Raw genomic sequence first — 25,690 nt, forward strand, 5'->3', positions numbered from 1 at the left:
GCTGCGTCTGCCCGCCTACGATTACAACATGAGCCGGCTGATTGCCCTGAAGGACATGCTCCGCAAGCTGGATCGCATTGAACAGCTGCCGGATGCGATCCTTCGGCTGGAAACCATCATGGCCGCACCGCTGCCTTGGAAACCTTGGGTAATGGTGCTGAGCGGCTTCGTGCTATCGGGCGCCATTGCGCTTTTGCTCGGCGGTGCCTTGCCGGAAATGACGGCCGCCGGCCTCAATGGCATTATTTTCATCCTCGCATTACTTTATCTGGGCGCGCGTCCCGGCTTGGTGCCGATCATGCCGGTTTTGCTCTGCGCCATTGCCGCCATCGGCGCTTATCTCTTGAGCGTGCTGATTCCGCTCACCTCGCCATTTGTTGTCATTCTGGCCAGCATCGTGCTGCTGCTGCCCGGTTTCACCATCACCATCGCCATGATCGAACTGGCAACCGGAAATCTGCTGGCCGGTACCGGACGCCTGTCCGGAGCCGCGATTCTCATGCTGCTGATGGGTGCCGGCGTCGCCATCGGTACTGGCATCGGCACCGAATGGATTCCTTACCGCACCCTGTCGGCGCTGGATAAACTTCCGGACTGGACCCTCTGGCCGGCCATCGCCCTGCTCGGCGGCACCCTGATGATCTTCCTGCAGGCGCCGCTTCGGTCACTGCACGTGATGATGGGCGCCTGCCTGCTGGCCTTTGCCGTGGCCAGCAGCGTCGGCGCCGTGTTCGGACCGGTTGCAGGCGCCTTTACGGCCGCCTTCAGCGTGGCGCTCGCGGGTCAACTGTATCAGCGCTTCAGCGGCGAGCCGGGTATTCTGGTGCAGATTCCCGGCCTGATCACGCTGGTGCCCGGCAGCGTCGGTTTCAAAGGCCTGCATGCCTTGATGGAACAGGACAATCTGGCCGGCATCAGCACCATCACCACGATGGCCACCACCGGCGCCGCCTTGGTGATTGGTACCCTGCTGGCCAACAGCATGGCCCTGTCGCGCTTCGCCCGCGGCGCTAAATCGGAAATCGACGAGGAACCGGCATGAGCCACTACACCCTGTATATCGCCAACCGCAATTATTCGTCCTGGTCGCTCCGGCCCTGGCTGCTGATGACCGAACTGCGGATTCCCTTTACCGAAACCCTGGTGCCGTTCCAGGAATCCAACCATGCCACGTTCAGCCGCTTCTCGCCGAACGCGCGGGTGCCGTGCCTGCATGACGGCGACACGGTGGTTTGGGACTCGCTCGCCATCATCGAATACCTGGCCGAGTCGCATCCCGGGGTCTGGCCGCAACAACGCGTTGCAAGGGCATGGGCCCGCGCTGCGGCGGCGGAAATGCATTCCGGCTTCAGCGCATTGCGCAACCGGTGCTCGATGAACTGCGGACTGCGGCTGCGCCTGCACACCATGACGCCGGATCTGCAGGCGGATATTGAACGCTTGGATGCCCTCTGGCAGGACGGATTGAGCCGCTTCGGCGGACCGTTCCTGGCCGGTTCGGATTTCAGTGCAGCGGATGCCTTCTATGCCCCGGTGGCTTTCCGTATCCAGAGTTACGGCCTGCCCCTGAGCGAAGCCTCGCAGGGCTATGCACAGCGGCTTTTGGCGCTGGCCGGCATGCGTGACTGGTACGACAAGGCGCTGCAGGAGCCATGGCGCGAAACCGGTCACGAGCAGGAGATACTGGCGCAGGCCGAACTGCTGGCGGATCTGCGGATTCAGCCGTAAGCCAAACGATGCAGATCCGGCGGATTTACGCTAAGGTAAAGCCGTCCCCCCCTTACATTGGAGCACCCCGTGGAAGAAAACGCAGTGAAAGATCAAAACAACTGGGCCGGCGGCGTACATGTAGCCGCTTTCGTGCTGGCGCTGTTCACCTCCTGGTCGGCCGGTGTCGGTGGCATGATTGCCGCGTTCGTGGTCTGGCTGATGAAAAAGGACGAGTCGGCGTTCATCCGGACGCACGCCACGGAAGCCTTCAATTTCAATTTCAGCATGTTCCTGTACACGCTGATCGCGGTGTTCCTGACGGTCATGACTCTGGGCATCGGTCTGATTTTCGTCATTCCGGCGGCACTGGTGCTGGCCATCGTGTGGATCTGGTGCACCATCAAGGCCGCCATGGCCGGCTTCAACGGCCAGGAGTACCGCTATCCGTTCACCCTCCGCCTGCTGAACTGAGCATCACATCCGTTAAAGAACAACGCCGGCGCAAGCCGGCGTTTTTTTGTGGTCAGACGCTATCGGCGGCCTGACAGCTTCGGCATAGCCCGTGCACCTCGAGCACCTGCGCACCCGGCGAAAAACCGAGCGCCTGCGCCTTGGCATCGAGCGATCTGGCGATGGATTCATCTTCAAGCTCGATGGCCGTATGACAGCGGTCGCAGATCAGGAACGGGACGGTATGGCGGATGCTCGGGTGATGGCAGGCCACGAAGGCATTGATGGACGCCAGCCGGTGAATGAAGCCATTGGCCATCAGGAAATCCAGGGCACGGTAAACGGTCGGCGGTGCATTGGCCCCGACTTCCGAACGCATCTGCTCGAGAAGATCATAGGCCTTGATCGGCTTTCCGCTCCGGGCAATCAGACGGAGAACCTGCTCCCGGATCGGCGTCAGACGCAGCCCGCGTTCGGCGCAGGCGGCCTTGACGGCCTCCAGATACGCGCCGGCATCATGCACGTGATGGTGCGGATGCGTGCAGGCCGGCGCACTCGGGCTCATTGCGGCAGCGATCCAATGGCGGCATGCAAACGCGCCAGCGCGGTTTCCCGGCCACAGAGATACACGGTGTGGTCGATCGATGGCGACGCCGTCGAGCCGGTGACCGCGACACGGATCGCCGGGCCGACTTTGCCCATGGCCAGATTCAGTTCCGCCAGGGTTCCGGCAAAGGCCTCATGCACGCCGCTCAGCGTCCAGTCCGGCAGGGCTTCCAGCTTTGCAGTGAACACGCCGAGCGGCTCGCGGACGGCCGCGGTAAGTTGTTTGGCCGCTGCGGCGGCGTCGATGTCGGCCTCGGTCAGCGGGCTGAACCAGCATTTGGCCTTCTCGGCCATTTCCTTTAAGGTATGGACACGGTCCCGCAGCGCCACGACCACCTCGGCCGGATCGGGCCCCTTGGTCAGGTCATAGCCGGCGTTCTGCAGGTGCCAGACCAGGTGCTTGGCCACATCCGAGGGCGCATCGGTTTTCAGATAATGCTGGTTGATCCAGTTCAGTTTGGCCGGATCCAGGCGCGAGGCCTTGGCATTGACGTCTTCGATTTTGAACAGATCGAACATTTCGGCGCGGCTGAAGATTTCCTGGTCGCCGTGCGACCAGCCCAGACGGACCAGATAGTTCAGCAAGGCATGCGGAAGATAGCCGTCATCGCGGTATTGCATGACGTTGGCCGCTCCATGCCGCTTCGAGAGCTTGGCGCCTTCCGGATCGAGAATCATCGGCATGTGCGCGAAACGCGGCATGAAATCGCCCAGGGCTTTGTAGATGTTGATCTGGCGCGGCGTGTTGTTGACGTGATCATCGCCGCGGATGACGTCGGTGATGCCCATGTCCAGATCGTCGACCACTACCGCGAAATTGTACGTGGCATAGCCGTCGGAACGGAAAATCACCAGATCATCGAGCTCGCTGTTGGAGAATTCAATCCGGCCCTTGATGCTGTCATCCCAGGCGACGGTGCCGTCCTGCGGATTGCGGAAACGGATGACCCGGTTCGGATCTTCACGGAACGGTGCGTTGGCATCGCGATAGGCGCCGTTGTAGCGCGGCTTTTCATTTTTTTCCAGCGCCTCATTGCGCATCGCCTCGAGCTCGTCCTTGCTTTCATAGGCATAGTAGGCTTTGCCCTCGGCCACCAGCTGTTCAGCCACCTGTTTGTAGCGCTGCAACCGGTCGGTCTGATAGATCGGACCTTCGTTGTATTCCAGCCCGAGCCAGTCCATCGCATGCAGAATGGCATCCACCGCCGCCTGGGTGGAGCGTTCACGGTCGGTGTCTTCGATGCGCAGCACGAATATGCCCTGGCGCCGGCGGGCTTCGAGATAACAGTAAAGTGCGGTGCGGGCGCCGCCGATGTGCAGGAAGCCGGTAGGACTCGGGGCGAAGCGGGTACGGCAGGTCATAGGAAGGCCAAAGGAAAAATCACCCTAATTTTAACGGATTCAGACGTCCGCGTCAGAACGGTGCACCGCCGGCCAGTCCGGCAGCGCCCTGCCCGCCTGCCAATCCGCCGCCTGCATGGCATCCAGAAGCCCCTGAACGGCCTCGCGCTCGGCCAAGCCATGGACCGGCAGCGCCAGCACATCACCGGCGCGGGCCCAGAGCAGGATATCGCGCACGGCCTGGACTTCATCCAGCTGCACATGCACATCGTCGGCGGCGATGCCGTTCTGCAACAGGGCGCTCTGCAGCAAGGCCGGCACCTCGCCCGGGGCGCGGCCGCGTTCATAGCCGGCCATTTCCTTCAGCACGACCTGCCCGGGAACATAGTGCGCCACGGTTTCCGCCAGCTTGACGATGTCGTCATTCTCCCGGTTTCCGGCCTGACCCAGCAGCACGGCCAAGCGACCTTCGCCCTGCAGGGCTTTGGCGATATCCAGGAACCCGCGCAGTCCTTCCGGGTTGTGCGCATAATCCATCAAAACGCGGACATCGCCGAACTGCCAGGATTGCAGTCTTCCGGGATTGTCCTGATGGCGCAGGCCGAAGGCTTGCAGGCAAGCGGCGATGGCCGAGGGCGTGAAGCCCAAAAGCGCCGCGGCCAATGCCGCGCCCGCGAGGTTATCCAGATTGTAGGCGGCCCTGCCGCCGAAACTGAGCGGCATGCTGCGGGTATCGCCGAAATCCTGCACGACGCCGTCCATCGCCAGCAGCAACCGGCCGTCCTCGATGCCGCAGGCCGGTGCGCCGGCGGTGCGCATTTCAGCCAGAACCGGATTATGCCAGTCGCGTGCAAACCAAGCCTTGGCGACTTCCAAAACCGTACCGTGCTTTACCAGCATCGGATCGGCGGCATTCAACACCAGCACACCACCGGATTTCAGGCCGCGCGACACCGAGAGCTTGACCTGTGCAAGATCATCCAGCGTGAAAACGCCATACTCGCCGAAGTGATCCTCGCTGACATTGGTGACCAGCGCGACATCAGCTTGGTCCGTGGCCAAACCCCGGCGCAACAGCCCGCCGCGTGCGGTCTCCAGAATGGCGGCCTGCACGCCCGGATGGCGCAGGGTCGCACGGGCACCGGCCGGTCCTGCGTAATCATCGGCTTCAATCAATTCGCCGTTGAAGAACAGCCCGTCGGTGCAATTATGGCCGCTGGCCAGACCCGAGGCCCGTGCCATGGCCGCGAGCAAACGGACGGTCGTGGTTTTGCCATTGGAGCCGGTCACCATGGCCACCGGCAAGCGCTGCACGGGATCGGTCAGCGCGGCTTCCGGCATTTGAAAGCCGGCGCGCGGCCAGAGCCGTGTCTGCGCCCCGAAACCGATGCTGATGCTGTCATCGTCCAGCAGTACCGGCCAACCGGTATCTTGCGCTGCCGCGCAAAAACGCATCAATGCCGGCTCGCATTCGGCCACGGCGGATTTCCGGAAAATACGGGCGGCGGCATCGACATCGCCGATCAGCGGAAACGCCGGGGCATGCATGTCGGCATCCCCGCACACCGTGGACCAGGCCCACTCGTTGATTTCCGTCGCGGTGAACAGCTGATCCATCGGCGCCGTAAAGGCCAAGGTGGCGCCCTTGGCGTGGCAGCGGCTGACGAAATCAGGCGACGCCCATCCCAGCAGTTCGGCCATGCCGGCCACGGCCTGCATCCATTGCTTGCATTGCACTTCGTCGATATCCGCGGCACGCGCCTCCAGCACCACGCCGGGCACGGCGAAATACACATTCGGCCCGGTCAGCCGGCGTGAATCGGTAAAAGCCATCCGGCAGGAACTCAGTCGTCCTGCTCGGGCAGAATGACGATGCCGCGTTCGTCACGCGCCACGCCTTCGAACTCCGGCAACACGGCATCCACGTTGCGGTTAAGCCAGGACTCCATGGCGGCGTTGCTGTCGAGCACCTGTTTCTGGGCGGCCGCCTGCCGGCTCATCTCGCCGTCGGGATTGAATTTGGTGATCTGCTTCCAGCAGCGCGCCAGCGCGTCACCGAAGATCAGCAGCAGATCGCCGGTGGCGGCCATGCGCAGCGCGCTGTCGATGGCCTGCTGCTCGTCCGGAATGACATGGATGCGGGAGTCCTCGATGCCGTTGGCGCGCAGACGCGCCGCCAGCATGTTCGGCACCTCATCGCCGTCGCGGCCGCGCAGTCCGTCATCGCGCTTGAGCACGTAGGCATCGAATTTGCCGCTGACGGTATCGGCGATGTCCAGGATGTCCTCGTCGCGGCGGTCGCCCGGGGCGGCCAGCACCACCAGACGGCGGTTCTGCACATCCATGCGCTGCACCAGATCGGTCATCACGCCGACCGCGTGGGCATTGTGGCCGTAGTCCAGAATGACTTTGAACGGATGCTCGGAGAACACATTCATGCGTCCCGGCGCCTGGAAGAAGCTGGTATCGAAGGTGCGCAGACCCTGACGGATCGCGTCCAGACCGACGCCCAGCGAAAACGCCATGGCTGCGGCGAACATCGCATTCTGCACATTGTGCATGGCCTTGCCTTCCAGCGTGGCCGGCACCAGGTGCGTCCACATCAGCGGGATGTGGCTGCCTTTGTCGTAAAGGGTGATCATCTGGCCGTTGACGCCGGCCTCAAGCGCACACGCGCGGCCGCCGGCACGGATGTGTTCGCGCACCAGGCTGTGATCGGGATTCATGGTGACGTAGCAGATCACCTTGGCATCGGTGTAGCCGGACATCTTCAGGACGTTGGCATCGTCGGCATTGAGCACCGCGCAGTCCTGGGCGACCTCCACCACGATGCGCTTGACTTCAGCCAGCTGCTCCAGGGTATCGATGCCTTTCAGACCCAGATGATCAGCCTGCACATTGAGTACGGCACCGACATTGCAGTTGCGTACGCCCATGCCTGAGCGCAGCAGCCCGCCGCGCGCGGTTTCCAGAACGGCCAGATCGATTTTCGGATCCGACAGCACCATGCGCGCCGATACCGGACCGGTCATGTCGCCCTCGATGGTGCGCTGGCCGTCGATGTAGACGCCGTCGGTGCTGGTCATGCCCGGCGTGTAGCCGGCCATCTTGCAGATGTGCGCCAGCATGCGGCTGGTGGTGGTCTTGCCGTTGGTGCCGGTGATGGCGGCAATCGGCACCCGTGACGGCGTACCTGCCGGGAACAGCATGTCGATGACCGGACCTGCGGCATCGCGGGGCGTGCCTTCGCTGGGTGCCACATGCATGCGGAACCCGGGCGCGGCATTCACCTCGCAAATGCCGCCGCCGATCTCGCGGTAGGACTCGGCGATGTTCTTGCTGAGGAAATCGACGCCGCCCACGTCCAGACCGATGGCCCGGATGGCGCGCACGGCCATGTCGCGGTTATCGGGATGGATGATGTCGGTGACATCGGTGGCGGTACCGCCGGTCGACAGATTGGCGGTCGAACGCAGCGGCACGATCCGGCCGGCTTCCGGAACCGATTCCGCGGTAAGCTCCTGGCGCGCCAGCATCATGTCGGCCTGCGCATCCAGTTCGATGCGGGTCAGCACCTTCTCATGACCGACGCCACGGCGCGGATCGGCATTGACCTGATCAACCAGCTGGGCAACGGTGTGTACGCCATCGCCGATGACCTGGCCGGGCGTGCGCTTGGTGGCCGCGACCAATTCGCCATTGACCACCAGCAGGCGGTGATCATCACCTTCAAGAAAGGTCTCGACGATGACGGAACGCGAATGTTCCTTGGCGGCCTGGAAGCCGAGCGCGACTTCCTCGTCGGTTTGCAGGCCGATGGAGATGCCGCGGCCGTGATTGCCGTTGTAGGGTTTGGTCACCACCGGGAAGCCGATCTTGCGTGCGGCTTCGATGGCGCGGTCCTGATGCTGGACCAGAATCTGGCGGGGCACCGGCAATCCGAGTCCGGCCAGAATCTTGTTGGTTTCTTCCTTATCGGAAGCCAGCTCGACGGCGATATAGGATGTTTTTCCGGTAATGGTGGCCTGGATGCGCTGCTGATATTTGCCGTGACCCAATTGAACCAGCGACTGTTCGTTCAGGCGAACCCACGGAATGTTGCGTTCTTCGGCGGCGCGCACGAGGGACGCCGTGGACGGCCCCAGGGCGCGCTTCTGGGCGAAGCGGATGAAGGCATCGCGGGCATCCGGCCAGCTCCAGTCCGCCGATACGCCGCGCACTTCCGCCAATTCTTCCGGCAACAGTGAACCGAGCAGTTTCAAGGCCAGCTCGCCGGCCTCGATGCCCTCTTCGCGCTGCGCATATTCATAGACCACCGAATACACCCCGGGACGGCCGGGGATCGAACGCGTGCGGCCGAACGTCACATCTTCGCCGGCCATGTTCTGCAGCTCGATGGCGACATGTTCGAGCACATGGCCCAGCCAGGTGCCTTCATCTTCCTGCATGCGCCGGATGAAGCCGCCGGGCTCCTTGTAGGAACAGCCATGCTGCTTCAGCTCCGGCAGCGCCGCCACCAGGGCATCGACGAACGCCGGTCCCAGACGGCCGGTAGGCCATTGCTCGAGGATACCGAGGTCGAGCTCGAGGCGGATGACCGGAAAATGGGCGTACTGTGAGGGACCGACGAAAACCGAACGAGCCGTGATGCGCATGACGTAATCCTCTATTTTTTGACGGTCACCAGCGTGCCGGGAGAGGCCACGCGGGTATGCAGATTGAAGGTGCTGCCGGCAACCAGAATGTGGATACGCAGGCCGAGCATGCATACCGGCTGCCCTTCGTCGACCTGATCCATCGATGAAAACGACAGTTCGGAGGCATCGACCACGGTCACGCCACCCGACCCGCCCACTTCCAGTACGTTTTCCGGACTGATGAACGCGGCGGAATCCTCATCCAGCCCGATGCCGATGGCGAAAGGGTTGTAAGCCAAGGCCGCGGTCAGACGCCCGAGACGGTCGCGCTGCCGGAAATGCTGGTCGATGACGAAGCGGTTGGTCAGACCGAGTCCCGGCGCCAGGCGGACATTGCCGGCAACCGGCGTCGAACCTTCCTCGCCGAAGGCGATCATGTGTTCGCTCAGGAAACTCGCACCGGCACTGGTTCCGCAGATATGCACACCGCGGGCATTGAGCTCACGCAGGCGTTTGGCCACCGGCGTACCGCCGAGCAGTGTCGCCAGCCGCAATTGACTGCCGCCGGTCAGAAACACGCCGGTGACGCCATCGAATACCGCCAGACGTGCGGGATCGGACGCATCGCTGCGCTGTTCGAAATCCACGGATACCGCCGATTTGGCACCGAGCGCGCTGAAAATGCGTTCGTATTTCGGCCCGGTTTCAAGCAGGCGGCTGGCGGTCGGAATGATGGCGATACGGGCTTTCTTGCCGCCGCATAATTCAACGAAGCGGCTGAGGATCTGCGGGTTGTTTTCCTTGACTTCGGCACCGCCGACGGGAATGATCCAACCGCGCGACTTGCCTTTGGGGGGACGACTGGGACACATGCGGGAAAGGACTCCATTGTTTTTGTTCGAATGCGCCAGCCAAAACAGGTTAAGACCGCCACGAACAGCCATTATTGCCGAAAAATCAGGGCTTGGCACGGCTTATCTGAAGCGCCCGAGGGCACTGCAGGATGCTTTTATGGCATAGTGTTGGCTGAAATCAACGCTCCGGAACACCCGCTCATGGCCGTAAACTCCCCCTCAACTCCGGCAATGGCCGGATATCGGCCCTGCCTTCGGGCGGTTCGGACATGAGCACCGTGAATGTGCGGATGGCCACCCCTTCCGATCTGCGCGATTTGGCCGAGCTGTTCGACGGCTACCGCCAGTTTTACCGGCAACCGGCCGACCTCGAGCGTGCCCGCGACTTCATCGAAGAGCGCCTGGCGCGCAACGATTCCTGGATCCTGGTCGCCCAGCGCGGCGAGTCCTTGGTCGGCTTCAGCCAGCTGTATCCGAGCTTCAGTTCGACCCACACCAGCCGCATTGCCATTCTCAATGATCTGTTCGTGGCCGAGCCGGCACGGCGCTCCGGTGTAGCTGCTGCCCTGCTGCTGGCTTCGCAGGACCTCGGCCGTAAGCTCGGACTCAGCGCCCTGGAGCTTTCAACCGCCATCGATAATACCGGCGCCCAGGCGCTGTACCGGAAACATGGCTGGATCCGGGATACCGAATTCCATGTGTTCAGCCGTTCGCTTTCGGACTGAGCCATGAAGAAATGGGCGCTGATTGCCGTATTCGGATTCGCGGTTTTCGTGCTTGGCCGTTACAGCGCCACCGAATCGCCGCAGACCTCCGGCCCCACCCGTGTCACCGCGCAATCCGCAGCGCCTCTGCCCGCAGCAACCGGTGCCGACAGCATTGCCGAAGCTTACAACCGGCGCCTGCATGACGTCCCGGTCCAGGCCGAGGGCCGCGTCGTGAAAGTGTTGCCGGATGACAAGCAAGGCAGCCGGCATCAGCGGTTCCTGCTCGATACCGGCCACGGCCATACCGTGCTGATTGCACACAACATCGATCTGGCACCCCGGATTGACGCCCTGGCGCCGGGCGACAGGGTCGCCTTCAAAGGCGAATATGTCTGGAATGACAAGGGTGGCGTCGTGCATTGGACCCACCGGGATCCGGACGGACGGCATCCGGGCGGCTGGCTGCAACACGCGGGACGGACTTACCAGTAAGCCCGGGCATGCCGCAATGCTTTAAACTAGACCCATGAAACGCCCTCTACCGACCGTCGCCATTCTGCTGTTCGTACTCAGCGCCTGCGGCAAACAGCCCGCCCAAGTCAGCCAGGAAGTCGCCATTCCCGGTGTCGAGGCGGCAGGTGAACGCACCCTCCAGGAAGTGGCGATTGCCGATTATCCGAAGGTCGTACTGAGCACCGATGCCGGGGAGGTCGTCATTGAACTGTATGAGGACAAAGCACCGCTGACGGTGCGCAACTTCATGGCTTATGTTGAAGCGGGCCATTACGACAATACCGTTTTTCATCGCGTCATCGGCAATCTGCTGGTGCAAGGTGGTGCCTACACGCCGGACTACCGCCTCAAACCGGACCGCGGCTTCATCCGCAGCGAAGCCAACAACGGTCTGCGCAACCTGCGCGGCACGGTAACCGCGGCACGCCGTGCCAACGATCCGAATTCTGCCGGCGCGCAGTTTTTCATCAATGTCGTCGACAATCCGCAATTCGATTTCGTCTCGGCGGCCGATGCAAAGAGCCAGGGATATACCGTTTTCGGCCATGTCGTCGAGGGCATGGAGGTCATTGACGGCATGCGCAATGCGAAAGTCGGCCCGCGCGCCGGCATCGGTGATGCCACGCCGGTCAAACCCATCATCATCCGTCAGATCCGGGCCGCGAAAACGCCGTGAGTCAGATTTTCATTTCCGATCTTCATTTGGATGCGGCGCGTCCGGAGACCACCGCGCAGTTTCTCGAGCTGCTGGCCGGCCAATGCCGCAGTATCGAAGCACTGTACATCCTCGGCGATCTTTATGAAGCCTGGATTGGTGACGACGAGGACAGCGCACTTGCGCTCCAGACGCAGCGGGCTCTCGCTGCCTGCAGCGCCAGCGGCACCCGTATTTTCGTGCAACGCGGCAACCGCGACTTCCTGCTCGGCCCGGCCTTTGCCGAACGCATCGGCGCGCAGTTATTGCCCGACTACGCGGTCATTTCCTGTGCCGGCGAACCCACCCTCTTGATGCATGGTGATCTGCTGTGCACCGAAGACCGCGAGTATCTCGCTTTCCGCAATCAGGTCCGTAATCCCGTGTGGCAACAGCATTTTCTGGCGCAACCGCTTGCGGCACGCCGTGCCTTTGCTGAACAGGCTCGGCAAGCCAGCCAAAACCGGCAACAGGGCCTGAAAGATACCCGTCAACTCGAAACCATCACCGATGTCTCGTCAGATGCGGTACTGGCGACGATGCGCCGCTACGGGGTCAAACGGCTGATTCACGGCCATACCCATCGACCGTCACGGCATGCACTGGCCATCGACGGTGTAGCTGCCGAACGCATCGTTCTGGGGGACTGGTATACCCAGAGTTCGCATCTTGCCGCGGACGGCAATACCCTCAACCTGCATTATTTGCCAGCACCGTAATGCCGTGCATCTCGCCGGAAGTGAAACCGGCAAGGCGACGCGCTTCGGCATTGTAAGGTCCGCGCAAAGCACCGCGACCGACATCCTTCAGCAACTCCAGAAAAGTGCTTTCCGGATCACAGCCACGCGCCTGGCAGCAGAAGTTGAACCAGCGCGTGCCGATGGCGACATGGCCGACCTCTTCCCGCAGAATGATTTCAAGCACCGCCACTGATTCACCATCACCGGTCTGGGCAAGCTTGGCGATCATGCCCGGGGTCACATCCAGTCCGCGGGCCTCAAGCAGACGCGGCACCAGGGCCATGCGTGCCAGGCAGTCCTGACGGGTTCGCAATGCCATTTCCCACAGGCCGTCATGGGCCGCGAAATCACCGTAGGCGTAGCCCATTGCAGCGAGACGGTTCTGCAGCAAGCGGAAATGCCGCGCTTCGTCGGTGGCCACGCTGATCCAATCGGTATAGAACCCGGCCGGCATGTCCGGAAAGCGCTGTACCGCGTCGCAGGCCAGATCGATGGCGTTGAATTCGATATGGGCAATGGCATGCGAAGCAGACTGCGCTTGGGCAAGGATTTCGGCGGGACCAGTTCCGGCCGTCCCGGACGTCCCGGCCGCATGACATCCTCGCCTTGCGCCGAAACATCGATTCGGACACCCTGCTCTGCGGCCGCCATCAGCGCATCCGCCGCCGCAAGCTTGGTTTCGACCGAATCCGCCTTCAGCACATTGCGGGCCAAAAGGCGCAGATCGGCATCCATGCGGCTTAGCCTGACTTGGCTTTCGCAGCGTCGCTGCGCGCCTGTTCCAGTTTCTCGAAATAGCCGGGCTCGATGCCGGTGATGTATTCCCCGGTGAAACAGGACGAGTCGAAATCCGCCACTTTGTGTTTCGGGCCGGATACGGCATCTTCCAGATCGGCGATGTCCTGATAAATCAGCCAATCGCAGCCGAGCAGTTGCTGGATTTCGGCTTCGGAGCGGCCATGCGCGACCAGTTCCGAGGCGGCCGGCATGTCGATGCCGTAGACATTCGGAAAACGAACCGGCGGCGCGGCCGAAGCCAGGTAAACCTTTCGTGCACCCGCTTCGCGCGCCATCTGCACGATCTGCTGCGAAGTCGTGCCGCGCACGATCGAGTCATCGACCAGCAGCACCACCCGGTCCTTGAACTCGAGCGGAATCGGATTGAGCTTGCGCTTGACCGACTGCACGCGCTGGCTCTGCCCGGGCATGATGAAGGTACGTCCGATGTAGCGGTTCTTGATGAATCCCTCGCGGTACTTCACGCCCAGCAGGCTGGCGATTTCCAGCGCGGCGTCGCGCGAGGTATCCGGAATCGGAATCACGGTATCGATGTCATGATCCGGACGCAGACGCAGGATTTTCTCGCCGAGTTTGACGCCCATGCGCATGCGCGCCTTGTGCACGGAGATGTCATCCATCATCGAATCCGGACGGGCGAAATAAACGAACTCGAAGATACAGGGGGTGTGTTTGCGCCCGGGCGCCGCCTGATGCGTGAACAGCTGGCCGTCATCGGTGATGACCACGGCTTCGCCGGGGGCGATGTCGCGCAGGCGGGTGAAGCCGAGGATATCCAGCGCCACCGACTCGGAGGCGACCGCATATTCATCGGTCAACAGGGTTTCGCGCTTGCCAAGCACCAGCGGACGGATGCCATTGGGATCACGGAAGGCCAGCAGCCCCAGGCCCATCACCGTGGCGACCACGGAATAGCCGCCGGAGACGCGGCGGTGAACGCCCTCGACCGCTTTCAACGCGGACTGGGGGCTCAAGGCGCCCTGCTCCAGCAGCTCGTGGGCCAGTACGTTCAGCAATACTTCCGAATCGGACTGGGTATTGATGTGCCGGTGATCCTGCTCGGAAACTTCACGGCGCAGGGTTTCGGTGTTGGTCAGATTGCCGTTGTGCGCCAGCGACAGGCCGAACGGCGCATTGGCATAGAACGGTTGCGCCTCATCGCTGCCGGACGAGCCGGCGGTCGGATAGCGGCAGTGTCCGATGCCGACATGGCCGCGCAGACGGGCCATCTGCTGTGGGCCGAATACATCGCTGACCAGCCCGTTGCCTTTATGCAGATTGATGCGTTGTCCGGACACAGTGGCGATGCCGGCCGCATCCTGACCCCGGTGCTGCAGCACGGTGAGGCCGTCATACAGCGCCGCGGCAACATCCGTGGTACCGACAATTCCGAGTATTCCGCACATAAAAAGCCTTTTTAGGGATGCTTGACCACGATGCCGTCGATGCCGGTTTTCTGCTTGACCGCCGCCAACAGGGCCGTGGCGGCCTCGCGGCTGTGCTCCGGACCGATCCGCACCCGGTAACGGCGGCCGGAGTCGGTATCAACCGGCTGAATGAAGCTGGCGAAGCCGGCAGCGCGGGCTTTGTCCCGCAGCGCCTGTGCCGCCGGTTCACTGGCAGGCGCGCCGATCTGCACGGCAAAGCCCTTGGCGTCGTCTGCAGGTTCGGGTTTCAGCACGGGCTTCTCGACCGCAGGCACGCTGGCGGGCTTTGCCGCTGCAACGGCAGGAGTAACGACGGGAGCAACATCCGCCGTCTTGACGGGCGCAGGCGCAGTTGTCGCCGGAGGCGCTGCATCCATGGCCACCACGGTACCGCCGGAAACTACGGCCGTGCTGCGCAGGCGCGCGGCTTCGGCCAACTCGCGGCTGTCATAGGGCCCGATGCGGACGCGGAAACGCTGGCCATTGCTTTGAATCAGCGGCACCAGTTTCTGGGCTTTCAAGCCTTCGGCAATGGATTTGGCCTGGGCTTCATCACTGGCGTTGATGATTACGGCATATTGACCGGCGGCAACGGCAGCCTCATCGGCAACCGGAATCGGCTCGAGACTGGGAGTTTCGGGATCCGGCACCGGAGTCGCGGCGGCGGGTTGGTCGAGCGGAATGTCGATGGTCTTGATGCCATCGGCATCCGGCTCATCCGGAATTTTCAGCGAAACATCGGCGCTGTCCGGATCGCGCACATCGGGGCTACGGAGCAGCATCGGCACGAAGATGAGGGCGAGTGCCGCCAATACGACGGCGCCGATCAGGCGTTGCTTCAACGGTGCTTCCATGTGAACCTCCGGTGGAAGCGGTAATTATACTCCGACTGCCTCCGGCTGCGGGAGGCGCATCACCGCTTCCAGGGTATGGAATGAGCCGAATACCAGAATGCGCTGTCCGTTGCTTTCGGCCAATGCCGCGGCATAGGCGGCGGCGACATCGGCGTGGATCCGGAAATCCGCACCCGGCAGTCCTGCTGCGGACAGCCGTTCCTGCCAGTCCTGTACCGACAACGCCCTGTCGGCCGGCTCGGCCATGACACCGACATGCCAAAAGCCGATATACGGCGCGAGCCGGACCAGCATTCCGGCGATATCCTTGTCCTTCAGAGCGCTGAATACCGCCACGGTCGGTTTCGGATGCATCTGCAACCATGTTTCCAGTTGCGCGACGGACTGGGGATTATGGGCCACATCCAGAATCACTTCCGGATCGGTCCGCCAGCGTTGCAATCGACCGGTCACCGTCGCCGACGCCACGCCCTGTGCCCAGGCGGTTTCGGCAATGGTCAAGGATGAGGCGCGCAAAGCCGCAATGGCACAGGCCGCATTCTGGATCTGTGCGGGAGCCTGCAACTGCGGATACGGCAACTCCAGACTGAACCCGGGTTCGCGCCAGACCCAATGGGTATCGAAACGGTCGATCAGATAATCACTGTAGGCACGGACACAATAAACCCCGTTTTCGTAGGCATGGCGGAGCACTGAAGATGGCGGGTCTTTTTCGCCCAGAATGCAGGGCCGTCCGGGACGCATGATGCCGGCCTTCTCGAAACCGATGCTTTCACGGTCATTGCCGAGATAGGCCTGATGATCGAGATCGACGGTGGTGATGACTGCGATATCGGCATCGAGGATGTTGACCGCATCCAAGCGGCCGCCCAGACCGACTTCAAGGATGGCCAGATCCAACCCGGCACGGGCAAACAGTACTAGGGCCGCCAAAGCGCCGAACTCGAAATAGGTCAGGGCGATGTCCGCACGTGCCGCCTCGATGGCCTCAAAGGCACTCACCAACTCGGCATCGGAGACCTCCGTGCCATCGATGCGGATCCGTTCGTTGTAGCGCAGCAGATGCGGTGAGGTGAAAGCGCCGGTCCGGTGCCCGGATGCCCGCGCAATCGCTTCGATGTAGGCGACCGTGGATCCTTTGCCGTTGGTGCCGGCCACCGTGATGACCGGACAGGGCAGAAGGAGTAGATTCAAACGCTCCGCCACCGCGCGCACACGCTCCAGACCCATCGCGATGGCCTGCGGATGGGTGCCGAGCTGGTACTCCAGCCATTGGTCGAGCGTTCGTGTCTTCACAGGGCGCGGTGCAATGCCTCGCCGAACAGCGGCGTATGGTGTTGGCAGTCATTCAAGCGCACCACGGCCAGATTGTCCACATCATCACCTTCCAGCAGATTGAGCGTGGTCGGCGCCTGCCGGAACGACCACAGGCGGTCGAGGCCCAGACCGAGAATGCGGCACAGCAGGACGCGGTTGACCGCATCATGCGCCACAATCAGCAAGGTGTCGTCCGCACCGAGACCCTCGCAAGCGGCGGCAAGGCCTTCCCAGGCCCGGTCCAGCACCTGCTGCAGATTCTCGCCCTGCGGCATCTGCACGGTCTGCGGCGCTTCCCGCCAAGCCTGGAAGGTGACCGGATCGCGCTCGGCGATTTCCTGGGCCAACAGCCCTTCCCAGTCGCCATGGGCGATTTCCTGCAGGCGCGGGTCGATCTGGAGCATGTGTTTCCGGCTTTCGCCGAGCGCCGCTTCGGCGGTGCTGCGGGCGCGCGCCAACTGCGAACTGACGGCCCGGGTGATGCTCACATCACGCAGGCGTTCCCCCAGCTTGGCGGCCTGGGCTTGTCCGATGTCGGAAAGCGGTATATCGATTTGACCCTGATAACGGCCGGCGGCGTTCCAGGGGGTTTCGCCGTGACGGGCAAGAATGATTTTCATCCGGGCCGCCTCAGAACATTTCCAGGGACACGATGCCCGGGATGGTGCGTAACCCGGCCACTTGCGCCTGCGAGACTTCGCGGTCGACGGTGATGGCCGCAATCGCATGGCCATCGCCGGTGGCACCGAGTGAGAAATTGATGATATTGATGCCGGCCGCGCCCAGATTCGAGCCCAACAGACCGATCACGCCCGGACGGTCTTCGTTTTTCATCAACAGGATGTGCGCACCCGGATCGAAATCGAGTTCGACGCCGTCCAATCGGACCACCCGCGGTCCGCGGTGCAGGGTGGCTTCGATGATGCGTCGGCCCTGTTCGCCGGCCACTTCAATGCGCAGCAGTCGGTCGAAACCGTCGCCATCGCCGCCGAGGGTTTCCGAAACCTTAAGACCGCGGGCGGCCGCCTCGCTCAAAGCATTGACCGGGGTCACCCGGCCGGACGCCGTGCCCAGCATGGCGGCCACCAGAAGGCGGCTGAGCGGCCGGGTATCCAGTGCTTCGGTGCGGCCGGCATAAGTGATATGCAGACTGCTGGCTGCCGGGACCAGACGATTGGCCAGTTTGCCCAGTTCGGTCATCAGCGGCATCCACGGCCCGACTTCCTTGGCCGCCTCGGCGCTGAGCGGCGGCAGATTGACGCAGCCGGCCACGGCGCCGGTTTTCAGGAAATCGATCATCTGCCGCGCAAGAATGGTGCTGACCGCCTGCTGCGCTTCCGAGGTCGATGCGCCCAGATGCGGGGTCAGAATCAGTTTCGGGTGTGCCCGCAGCGGCGAATCCTTCTGCAGCGGCTCGGTCACGAAAGTATCAAGCGCAGCGCCGGCCAGATGACCTTCATTAAGCACGGTAATCAGTGCTTCTTCATCCACCAGGCCGCCGCGGGCGGCATTGATCAGATAGGCGCCTTTGCGCATCTTGCGCATCTGCGCCTCACCGATGATGTTGGTGGTTTCCTTGGTGCGCGGAATATGCAGGGTGATGATGTCGGCCCAGGCCAACAGTTCATCGAGTGTCTTCATCGGCACGCTCATGCGGCCGGAGGCGGAGGCCGGCAGGAATGGGTCATACGCCGCTACTTCCATGCCGATGCCGGCGGCTTTGCGCGCCACGGTCGCCCCGATACGGCCCAGGCCGATGACACCCAGGCGCTTGCCTTCCAGTTCGAAGCCGGTCAGCCCGTTTTTCGGCCATTCGCCGGCTTTCATCCCGGCATCGGCCTTGGGCACATGGCGAGCCATGGAAAACAGCAGGGACACCGCATGTTCGGCAGCCGCCAGCGTATTGCCGTCCGGGGCATTCATCACCGCGATACCACGGGCGGTGGCGGCTTCGACATCGATGGTGTCGACGCCGGCGCCGGCACGGCCGATGACCTTCAAATGCGCCGCATGCTGCAGGGATTCTGCGCTAATCAGGGTCGCCGAGCGCACCATGATGCCGTCGAAGTCTTTCAGTTTCTCGGCCAATACGGCCGGATCTTTGATGGGGTCACTGGTTTCAACGGTGAAACCGGCTTCTTTGAACAGGGTCAGGCCATCGGCGTGGATGCCGTCACAAGCGAGGATTTTCATGGGAGCTCCAAGGGGGTTGATTCAAGGCGGAAAATTGTGCGCCAGAACCCCATGCGTGGAGTCGGAAGAATAACGATGTATACGGGCTACCGTGGTTGCCTGAAGCAACCGCAGAGGCCAGGAGACGGGGCGTCATACGCATGGGAGTCCTGTACCAATTCCATTTCAGGCTAACAAACCCGCGGGGATTTGCCAAGTGGTTTTATCAGGCCTCGATTGAATAATGACGCCAATATTCAAATTTTTGCACAGAAATTCATAGAGTTAGATAGAAACATGCACGCCCAGCTCCACGAGGCGGTCATCTGGAATGCCGAAATACACCGTTGCGGGCGTTGCATTGCGCGACATGAACAGAAAAAGCTTGTCACGCCAAAGTGCCATGCCCTGATTGGCACGTGCGTTGAGCGCCTCGCGGCTGGCGAAAAACGTGGTATTCATCGAATCAATTTTCGGACCCGGAAGCTGCCACGACTCAAGGGCTTTCGGTACGTTCGGGTCTTCCATGTACCCGAAACGAAGGTTCAGCCGTGAAAAGCCATTGCCAAGATCGGCATAAGACACGCGCTCGTCACTCTCAGCCCGCGGAACAGCCAGTGTTTCAACGCTCAAGATGACGTTTCTTTCATGCAAAACCTTGTTATGTTTGAGGTTATGCAGAAAAGCCGGCGGTAGGTAGTCGTTGGATGGCGTCAGGAATACTGCTGTTCCTGATACGCGTTGCGGCGGATCCGCCATTACGCTACGCACAAAGTGTTCGATCCGGAGACTGTCCCGGTTCACCTGCTGACGCACCAATTCCCGACCACGGCGCCAAGTGCGCATCACTGCAAATACCAAGGCCCCGATCAATAGCGGGAACCATGCACCCTCCATGAATTTAACCAGATTGGCGCTCAGGAAAGCCATATCTATCAGGATGAACGCAAGTGCCGACACCCAGAGAATGAACGATGGAACCCGCCAGCGTTCTGAGGCCAGCACGATAATCAGTACGGTGGTGATCAACATTGTTCCGGTAACGGAGACGCCATATGCGATGCCAAGAGCACCAGACGACCCGAAGCCTATTACGACGGCCATGACAGCAAACAACACAGCGCGGTTCACCCATGGGATATACACATGGCTGATTTCGTCAGTCGAGGTGTGAATGATATGCATACGTGGCAAATATCCCAGCTGGATAGCCTGGCGCACAACTGAGAAAGTCCCGGAAATGAGTGCCTGAGAAGCAATTACAGTCGCCAGCGTGGCAAGCACGATCATTGGATACTGGAACCATCCGGGAACCAGCAAATAGAAAGGGCTGCTAACCGCATCGGGGTTTGAAAGAATCAGTGCGCCCTGACCGAAATAGTTGAGTAGCAAACACGGTAATACCAGACCAAGCCAGGCCAGCTTGATCGGGTGGCGTCCAAAATGGCCCATATCGGCATAAAGCGCCTCGCCTCCGGTAATCGCCAAGACCACGGCGCCGAGAGCCAGCCAGGCCAATGCGCCGTGGTGGATGAAAAAATTAACTGCCCAGATGGGATTCAATGCCTCTAGTACCGAAGGGTCTTTGAGAAGCTGTGCTGCGCCGGTCGCGCCTATCGCCAAGAACCAGAGCACGGTGATTGGTCCGAATAGTTTTCCGACACGGGCCACGCCATGGCTTTGTATTGAAAACAACAGCAACAGGACCACGATAGTTGCGGGAATGATGTATTCAGACAGTTGCGGCGCAACTACACCGAGCCCTTCGATGGCGGATAACACCGAAATGGCCGGCGTCAAAACGCCGTCGCCGAAAAAAAGTGCCGTCCCGAAGATTCCCAGTATCCCCAGCCCATACGAAAGCGACGATGAAATTGGAAGGCTTCGCTGCACCACGGCCATCAGGGCAAGTATCCCGCCTTCACCCCGGTTATCCGCGCGCATCACGATGAAAACGTACTTGAAGGTGATGACTAGAATCAATGACCAGAAAACAAGAGACAGGACACCCAAGACATTTCCAGGGTCCGGATTCAATCCGTAGGATTTGCTGAATGCCTGCTGCAAGGCATATAAAGGACTTGTGCCGATATCCCCGAAAACAATGCCGACAGCACCAATAACCAATGGAAAGATTCGTTTGTTGTTGTTTGTTTGTGAGGTCTTGCTCATAAATCCATTAATCCTAAATGCCGGCGCGGCAAATGCGCTCTGGTGCAGGCATTATGCAAAAGATTGTCGCGATCAGAGGCGCGCTCAATACACTTTTTACGGACAATTTACGCAGAGTTGGGCACAATATACGGGTTGTTTTCAAAGCCCAACCATTTAAATCGGAATTCCAGATATTGCTCTGCCATCGCGATGAACTATCAGAACAACGAAGTAACGATTGAATACTCCGGTCTCGCGAGAGAAACCGGTTATGCCACGGGAGCGTGCGCGTTAGCGGTACTGGTCGGCATGGTCGCCGAAAGAACGGTTCAGTTCGATGACCTCTCACTCATATTCATCACTGCGGTAATTTTCGTTTCAACACGCTCACGCATGTCCGTAGCGGTTTATTCCGCGATTCTGTGCTTTCTTTTCTATAACTATTTCTTCATACATCCCCGCTATAGTTTTCTCATTACCGCCTCCAAAGGCATGGTGACGGTCGGGACGTTTCTGGTGGCGGCGCTTATCTGCGGACGTCTCGCCAATAAACTGCGGACCCAGATTATTCTGCTGCGATCGGCCAATGCCCAGGCATCTGCATTGAAGACATTCGGACAGCGGCTTACTTCAGCAGCAGACGAAAGTGAAGCCATGCGGGCAGCAAAGAATGCGCTACGTGATGCTCTCGAGGCCGAAGTCGTCATGTTCAGCGTCGATGAATTAAGCGGTGAAATTCATGAACAACGCGATGAGCCCGCGAACACGCGCTTCGATCCGTCATTACAGTCATCGGCTTTGGCTTGCCTGCATGCAAAGCAGGACGGCCGCACAAATGAAATGCGCGACCTGTCCTGGCACTGTCAGGCGGTTTCGCTGCATAGCCGCAATCTGGGGATAGCCTGCTTTCGACAAACTACCGCCATGCCGCAAATACCGCAGGGCAAGGCGCAGATGGTCGATGCGATGCTGCGCGATCTTGCGCAGGCGCTGGCGCGCGCAAGACTGGTCCGCCAACTCGAAGATGCCCGCGTCCAGGCTGAATCCGAACGCCTGCGCGCCGCTTTGCTATCTTCGGTATCCCATGATTTGCGCTCGCCACTATCGACCATCATCGGCAGTGCGGAAAGCTTAAGCGCGTATCGGGACAATCTAACTACGGAAGATCAATTGGCATTGGCACGCGACATTCACAGCGAAGGCCAGAGACTGGACCGCTACATTCAGAACCTTCTCGACATGACACGAGTCGGCCATGGCGCTCTGGCTATAACGCGCGAGTGGATAGGTCTTGACGAAATCTTCGGCGCAGTACTGGCAAGGATGCGTAAATTCCATCCATCCGCTACCGTTAATCTGGATTCACCGTCTCCCGTGCCGCTGCTTTATGTGCATTCCGCGCTGATTGAACAGGCTCTGTTCAATGTGCTCGATAATGCCGTAAAGTTTTCGCCTTTCGATGAACCCGTTACCATTCGCGCAAGCTGGACGCAGGACCAAATAAAAATAGACATCTGCGATCTCGGCATCGGCATTCCCGAGTCGGACAGGACGATGATATTTGACCGTTTCCATACATCCGGCCGAAGCAATCGAAGCGGCGGCGGAACCGGACTTGGCTTGACGATATGCCAGGGCATCGTAACCGCCCATAAGGGCACCGTCGTGGCTTTGCCGGGCGAACACGGCATAGGCACGATCATACGTATAACATTGCCATTGGAAGCCATGCCTACCGATTCGATCCGGGAGGAATGATGCAGAACCCGAAGGAAATGCGCATCTTGATCGTCGATGATGAACCGCAGATCCGGCGGTTCCTCGGAATCAGTCTGCGCGCACAAGGCTATAAGGTCATCGAGGCCGAAAACGGGCATTCCGGGCTGGAGCTGCTGGCAACCAACGGCGCGGATTTGGTGATACTCGACCTGGGACTTCCTGATCTTGATGGACTCGACGTCCTACGCGAGATGCGTGCCTGGTCTGGAACTCCGATCGTGGTGTTGTCAGTGCGTTCTACGGAGCCCGAAAAGGTCCTGGCGCTTGATGCGGGCGCGAACGATTATGTCACCAAACCTTTTGGCGTGCAGGAGTTATCGGCACGCATTCGGGCGCTGCTTCGTTTGCAGGCCGTCAACGATGCCCCGACGGTTTTCGATGACGGAGTTCTTCGCATCGATCTCGGGCATCGCTCGATAACACGGTACGGAGAGGCGGTCACTCTCAGCCGCAAAGAATGGGCAATGCTCGCTTTGTTGATTAAACATAGCGGCCGGGTCATCACGCAACCGCAAATTTTGCGGGAACTTTGGGGGCCTACACACCAGGAAGATACCCACTATCTCCGGATCCTTGTTGCAAAGTTGCGTACAAAACTCGGAGATGATGCTTCATCACCGAAATATATCTACACGGAGGCTGGGGTCGGCTTAAAGTTCATCCCGGAACTTATTCGATAAGTTGCTGATTTTTAAAATAGGGCCGAGAGATTACTTCCGGCATATCGCCTTAAAAGGTCAAAAAGCGTATGCTCGGAGTGCATTTTTGCCCCTACCCCCACCTTCTGCTGGAGTTTTCGTGAACAAGTCCTTGAAACTGCTGTCATTGAGCGTCGCAGTCGCGCTCAGCCTGTCTGCCTGCAAAAAAGAACAACCGGCCGCCGCCGATGCCGGAGCCGACACGCTCAGCATCGACATGAGCAAACTGCCGAAACTGCCCGCTTTTGCCGTGGCCGATCTCGACACCACCGTTTCCGCCTGCACCGACCTCAACCAGTACGTCAACGGCAAGTGGCTGGCCGCCAATCCGGTGCCGTCCGACAAAACCTCCTGGGGCAGCTTCGAAATGCTCGGCGAGTATTCGCTGGCCGTACAGAAACAGATCGTGGAAGCCGCCGCTGCCGCCAAAGCCGCGAATGGCACGGTTGAGCAGAAGCTCGGCGATATCTACGCGCTGGGCAACGATGAAGCCAAGCTCAATGCCGACGGCGTGGCTCCGGTTAAGCCGCTGCTGGCTGAAATCGACGCCATCAAAGACGGCGCCGCACTGGCTGCATACCTGCGCAGCAGTTATGCCAAAGGCAATCAATCGGTTTTCTCCTTCGGTCCTTATGAAGACTTCAAGGACGCGAAGAACGTCATCGCCTACGCCTTCGAGGGCGGTCTGTCCTTGCCGGAAAAAGCCTACTATCTGGAGCCGCAGTACCAGGACAAACGCGATGCCTTCCTGGCCCATGTCGAGCGCATGCTGGTTCTGGGCGGCGCGGATGCCGCCGCGGCGAAGACCCAGGCCGCCACCGTACTGGCCTTTGAAACCCGTCTGGCCAAAGCCTCGCTGTCACCGATCGAATCGCGCGATCCGGCCAATCAATATCACTTCGTCAGCATGGCCGAAGCCGACAAAGCATCCCCGAATTTCTCCTGGAGTGAATTCTTCAAGGCCCAGGGGCTCGGCGATGTCAAAGGCTTCTCGCTCTCGCAACCCAAGTTCTTTGCCGAAATGGACCGCATGATCGCCGAGGTTCCGGCCGCCGATTGGCAGGCCTACCTGCGTTATCAGACCCTGTCCGGCGCCGCGCCGTATCTGTCCGATGCACTGAGCAACGAGAATTTCGCGTTCTATCGCACCGCCCTGCGCGGCCAGAAAGAACAGAAGCCGCGTTGGAAGCGCGTTCTGGATACCGTCAATGGCACCATGGGCGAAGCACTCGGCCAGGTCTATGTGGAAGAAACCTTCCCGGAATCTTCGAAGAAACAGATGCAGGAACTGGTCGGCAATTTGAGCAAGGCACTTAAGACCCGCCTCGAGAACCTGGAGTGGATGAGCGCCGAAACCAAGGAAAAAGCACTGGCCAAATGGGCCACCTTCGATCCGAAAATCGGCTATCCGGACAAATGGCGTGATTACAGCGGCCTGAAAATCGACCGCAGCAAAAGCTATCTGGAAAACGTCCTGGCCGCCCAGGCTTTCGAGAACGCCTATCAGATGGGCAAAATCGGCAAGCCGGCCGACCGCACCGAATGGGGCATGACGCCGCAGACGGTCAACGCCTATTACAACCCGACCAAGAACGAAATCGTGTTCCCGGCCGCCATCCTGCAGCCGCCGTTCTTCGATCCGAAAGCCGATCCGGCCATCAACTACGGTGGCATCGGCGCGGTCATCGGCCATGAAATGCTGCACGGCTACGACGACCAGGGCAGCCAGTTCGACAAGGACGGCAACAATGTCAATTGGTGGACCGAAGCCGATCTGAAGAACTTCCAGGCCCGTACCGGCAAGTTGGTGGCCCAGTTCGACGATTACGTCGCGATTGACGGCCTGCATGTCAAAGGCCAGCTCACGCTCGGCGAGAACATCGCCGATGTCGGCGGCCTGAAAGTCGCTTACGATGCCCTGCAGCTGGAACTGGCCAATAAGAAAGTCGCGGCCATCGACGGTTTCAGCCAGGACCAGCGTTTCTTCATGAACTGGGCCACGGTCTGGCGCCGCAATTTCACGCCGGATGAGCTGAAAGTGCGCCTGAATACCGATCCGCACGCGCCGGCGAATTTCCGCGCCATCGGTGCGCCCTCGAACATGGACAGTTTCGCGGCGGCGTTCAGCTGCAAAGCCGGCGATGCCATGGTGCGTCCGGCCGACAAGAAAGTTTCCATCTGGTAAGCGCTTTTGTTTTCCCGGAAAAACCCCGCTTCGGCGGGGTTTTTCTTTGCGCTG

The 25,690-nt window shown here is 60.6% G+C and carries 22 protein-coding genes; 10 read left to right on the forward strand and 12 right to left on the reverse strand.

Features of this window, described 5'->3' with window-relative positions:
- The 3 genes from Q0W88_RS04130 to Q0W88_RS04140 form a co-directional block, all read left to right on the forward strand.
- Window positions 1-1,042 (forward strand): threonine/serine exporter family protein (locus Q0W88_RS04130; protein WP_297800344.1); only part of this gene is annotated, 1,042 nt, incomplete at its 5' end.
- Entirely contained in the window at window positions 1,039-1,728 is a 690-nt protein-coding gene (locus Q0W88_RS04135) for a glutathione S-transferase family protein (protein ID WP_297800346.1), read from the forward strand. The genes Q0W88_RS04130 and Q0W88_RS04135, both read left to right, overlap by 4 nt.
- A 69-nt stretch (window positions 1,729-1,797) precedes the next feature.
- Window positions 1,798-2,181 carry a DUF4870 domain-containing protein gene (locus tag Q0W88_RS04140; RefSeq protein WP_297800348.1) on the forward strand — a complete coding sequence of 128 codons (384 nt, stop codon included), beginning with the start codon at window positions 1,798-1,800 and terminating at the stop codon, window positions 2,179-2,181.
- Window positions 2,182-2,233: 52 nt separating this feature from the next.
- Here Q0W88_RS04140 and Q0W88_RS04145 read toward each other — a convergent pair whose 3' ends face one another.
- From Q0W88_RS04145 to Q0W88_RS04165, 5 genes are read right to left on the reverse strand one after another with little or no spacing between them, the layout of a single operon-like run.
- Window positions 2,234-2,725 (reverse strand): transcriptional repressor, encoded by a 492-nt coding sequence (locus Q0W88_RS04145; RefSeq protein ID WP_297800351.1) that lies wholly within the window; start codon window positions 2,723-2,725, stop codon window positions 2,234-2,236.
- Window positions 2,722-4,128 (reverse strand): glutamate--tRNA ligase, encoded by a 1,407-nt coding sequence (gltX, locus tag Q0W88_RS04150; protein WP_297800353.1) that lies wholly within the window; start codon window positions 4,126-4,128, stop codon window positions 2,722-2,724. Before gltX ends, Q0W88_RS04145 begins: the two co-directional genes overlap by 4 nt.
- A 39-nt stretch (window positions 4,129-4,167) precedes the next feature.
- Complete coding sequence (locus Q0W88_RS04155; RefSeq protein ID WP_297800355.1) at window positions 4,168-5,940, reverse strand: Mur ligase family protein; 1,773 nt, start codon at window positions 5,938-5,940, stop codon at window positions 4,168-4,170.
- A gap of 11 nt (window positions 5,941-5,951) precedes the next feature.
- On the reverse strand, window positions 5,952-8,762 hold the full coding sequence (gene cphA, locus Q0W88_RS04160; RefSeq protein ID WP_297800357.1) for a cyanophycin synthetase: 2,811 nt from the start codon (window positions 8,760-8,762) through the stop codon (window positions 5,952-5,954).
- Between the two features lie 11 nt (window positions 8,763-8,773).
- Entirely contained in the window at window positions 8,774-9,616 is an 843-nt protein-coding gene (locus Q0W88_RS04165; RefSeq protein WP_297800359.1) for a cyanophycinase, read from the reverse strand.
- 251 nt (window positions 9,617-9,867) lie between these two features.
- On the opposite strand from Q0W88_RS04165, the gene Q0W88_RS04170 reads away from it, so the two are divergent.
- Genes Q0W88_RS04170 through Q0W88_RS04185 form a run of 4 tightly spaced genes read left to right on the forward strand, consistent with a single transcriptional unit; the run spans window position 9,868 to window position 12,231 of the window.
- Entirely contained in the window at window positions 9,868-10,323 is a 456-nt protein-coding gene (locus Q0W88_RS04170) for a GNAT family N-acetyltransferase (protein ID WP_297800362.1), read from the forward strand.
- 3 nt (window positions 10,324-10,326) lie between these two features.
- The gene (locus Q0W88_RS04175; RefSeq protein ID WP_297800364.1) at window positions 10,327-10,797 is read left to right on the forward strand and encodes a DUF3465 domain-containing protein; all 471 of its coding nucleotides are present in this window, start codon (window positions 10,327-10,329) and stop codon (window positions 10,795-10,797) included.
- A 34-nt stretch (window positions 10,798-10,831) separates the two neighbouring features.
- The gene (locus Q0W88_RS04180; protein ID WP_297800366.1) at window positions 10,832-11,494 is read left to right on the forward strand and encodes a peptidylprolyl isomerase; all 663 of its coding nucleotides are present in this window, start codon (window positions 10,832-10,834) and stop codon (window positions 11,492-11,494) included.
- On the forward strand, window positions 11,491-12,231 hold the full coding sequence (locus Q0W88_RS04185; protein WP_297800368.1) for a UDP-2,3-diacylglucosamine diphosphatase: 741 nt from the start codon (window positions 11,491-11,493) through the stop codon (window positions 12,229-12,231). Before Q0W88_RS04180 ends, Q0W88_RS04185 begins: the two co-directional genes overlap by 4 nt.
- On the opposite strand, the gene Q0W88_RS04190 is transcribed toward Q0W88_RS04185, so the two are convergent.
- The 7 genes from Q0W88_RS04190 to Q0W88_RS04220 all read right to left on the reverse strand — a co-directional run bounded on the left by Q0W88_RS04190 (window position 12,203) and on the right by Q0W88_RS04220 (window position 20,992).
- Window positions 12,203-13,102 (reverse strand): ferritin-like domain-containing protein, encoded by a 900-nt coding sequence (locus tag Q0W88_RS04190; protein ID WP_343212529.1) that lies wholly within the window; start codon window positions 13,100-13,102, stop codon window positions 12,203-12,205. The genes Q0W88_RS04185 and Q0W88_RS04190 overlap by 29 nt on opposite strands.
- Entirely contained in the window at window positions 12,993-14,456 is a 1,464-nt protein-coding gene (purF, locus tag Q0W88_RS04195) for an amidophosphoribosyltransferase (RefSeq protein WP_297800371.1), read from the reverse strand. Before purF ends, Q0W88_RS04190 begins: the two co-directional genes overlap by 110 nt.
- 11 nt (window positions 14,457-14,467) lie before the next feature.
- Window positions 14,468-15,331, reverse strand: a complete 864-nt coding sequence (locus Q0W88_RS04200) for an SPOR domain-containing protein (protein ID WP_297800373.1) — start codon at window positions 15,329-15,331, stop codon at window positions 14,468-14,470.
- 24 nt (window positions 15,332-15,355) lie between these two features.
- Window positions 15,356-16,627, reverse strand: a complete 1,272-nt coding sequence (gene folC, locus Q0W88_RS04205; RefSeq protein WP_297800375.1) for a bifunctional tetrahydrofolate synthase/dihydrofolate synthase — start codon at window positions 16,625-16,627, stop codon at window positions 15,356-15,358.
- Window positions 16,624-17,268, reverse strand: a complete 645-nt coding sequence (locus Q0W88_RS04210; protein ID WP_297800377.1) for a histidine phosphatase family protein — start codon at window positions 17,266-17,268, stop codon at window positions 16,624-16,626. The genes folC and Q0W88_RS04210 overlap by 4 nt, the downstream gene beginning before the upstream one ends.
- A 10-nt stretch (window positions 17,269-17,278) precedes the next feature.
- Entirely contained in the window at window positions 17,279-18,841 is a 1,563-nt protein-coding gene (gene serA, locus Q0W88_RS04215) for a phosphoglycerate dehydrogenase (protein WP_297800378.1), read from the reverse strand.
- Between the two features lie 264 nt (window positions 18,842-19,105).
- Window positions 19,106-20,992 carry a potassium transporter Kup gene (locus tag Q0W88_RS04220; RefSeq protein ID WP_297800381.1) on the reverse strand — a complete coding sequence of 629 codons (1,887 nt, stop codon included), beginning with the start codon at window positions 20,990-20,992 and terminating at the stop codon, window positions 19,106-19,108.
- 192 nt (window positions 20,993-21,184) lie between these two features.
- On the opposite strand from Q0W88_RS04220, the gene Q0W88_RS04225 reads away from it, so the two are divergent.
- The 3 genes from Q0W88_RS04225 to Q0W88_RS04235 all read left to right on the forward strand — a co-directional run bounded on the left by Q0W88_RS04225 (window position 21,185) and on the right by Q0W88_RS04235 (window position 25,636).
- Window positions 21,185-22,732: an ATP-binding protein gene (locus tag Q0W88_RS04225; protein ID WP_297800383.1), complete on the forward strand. Its 1,548-nt coding sequence runs from the start codon at window positions 21,185-21,187 to the stop codon at window positions 22,730-22,732.
- Window positions 22,732-23,433 (forward strand): response regulator, encoded by a 702-nt coding sequence (locus Q0W88_RS04230; RefSeq protein ID WP_297800385.1) that lies wholly within the window; start codon window positions 22,732-22,734, stop codon window positions 23,431-23,433. Before Q0W88_RS04225 ends, Q0W88_RS04230 begins: the two co-directional genes overlap by 1 nt.
- 118 nt (window positions 23,434-23,551) lie before the next feature.
- Complete coding sequence (locus tag Q0W88_RS04235; protein ID WP_297800387.1) at window positions 23,552-25,636, forward strand: M13-type metalloendopeptidase; 2,085 nt, start codon at window positions 23,552-23,554, stop codon at window positions 25,634-25,636.
- The last annotated feature ends 54 nt before the right edge of the window (window positions 25,637-25,690 follow it).

This window comes from Arenimonas sp. GDDSR-1, from assembly GCF_025980345.1.
In the GTDB taxonomy this organism is placed as follows: Bacteria; Pseudomonadota; Gammaproteobacteria; order Xanthomonadales; family Xanthomonadaceae; genus Arenimonas.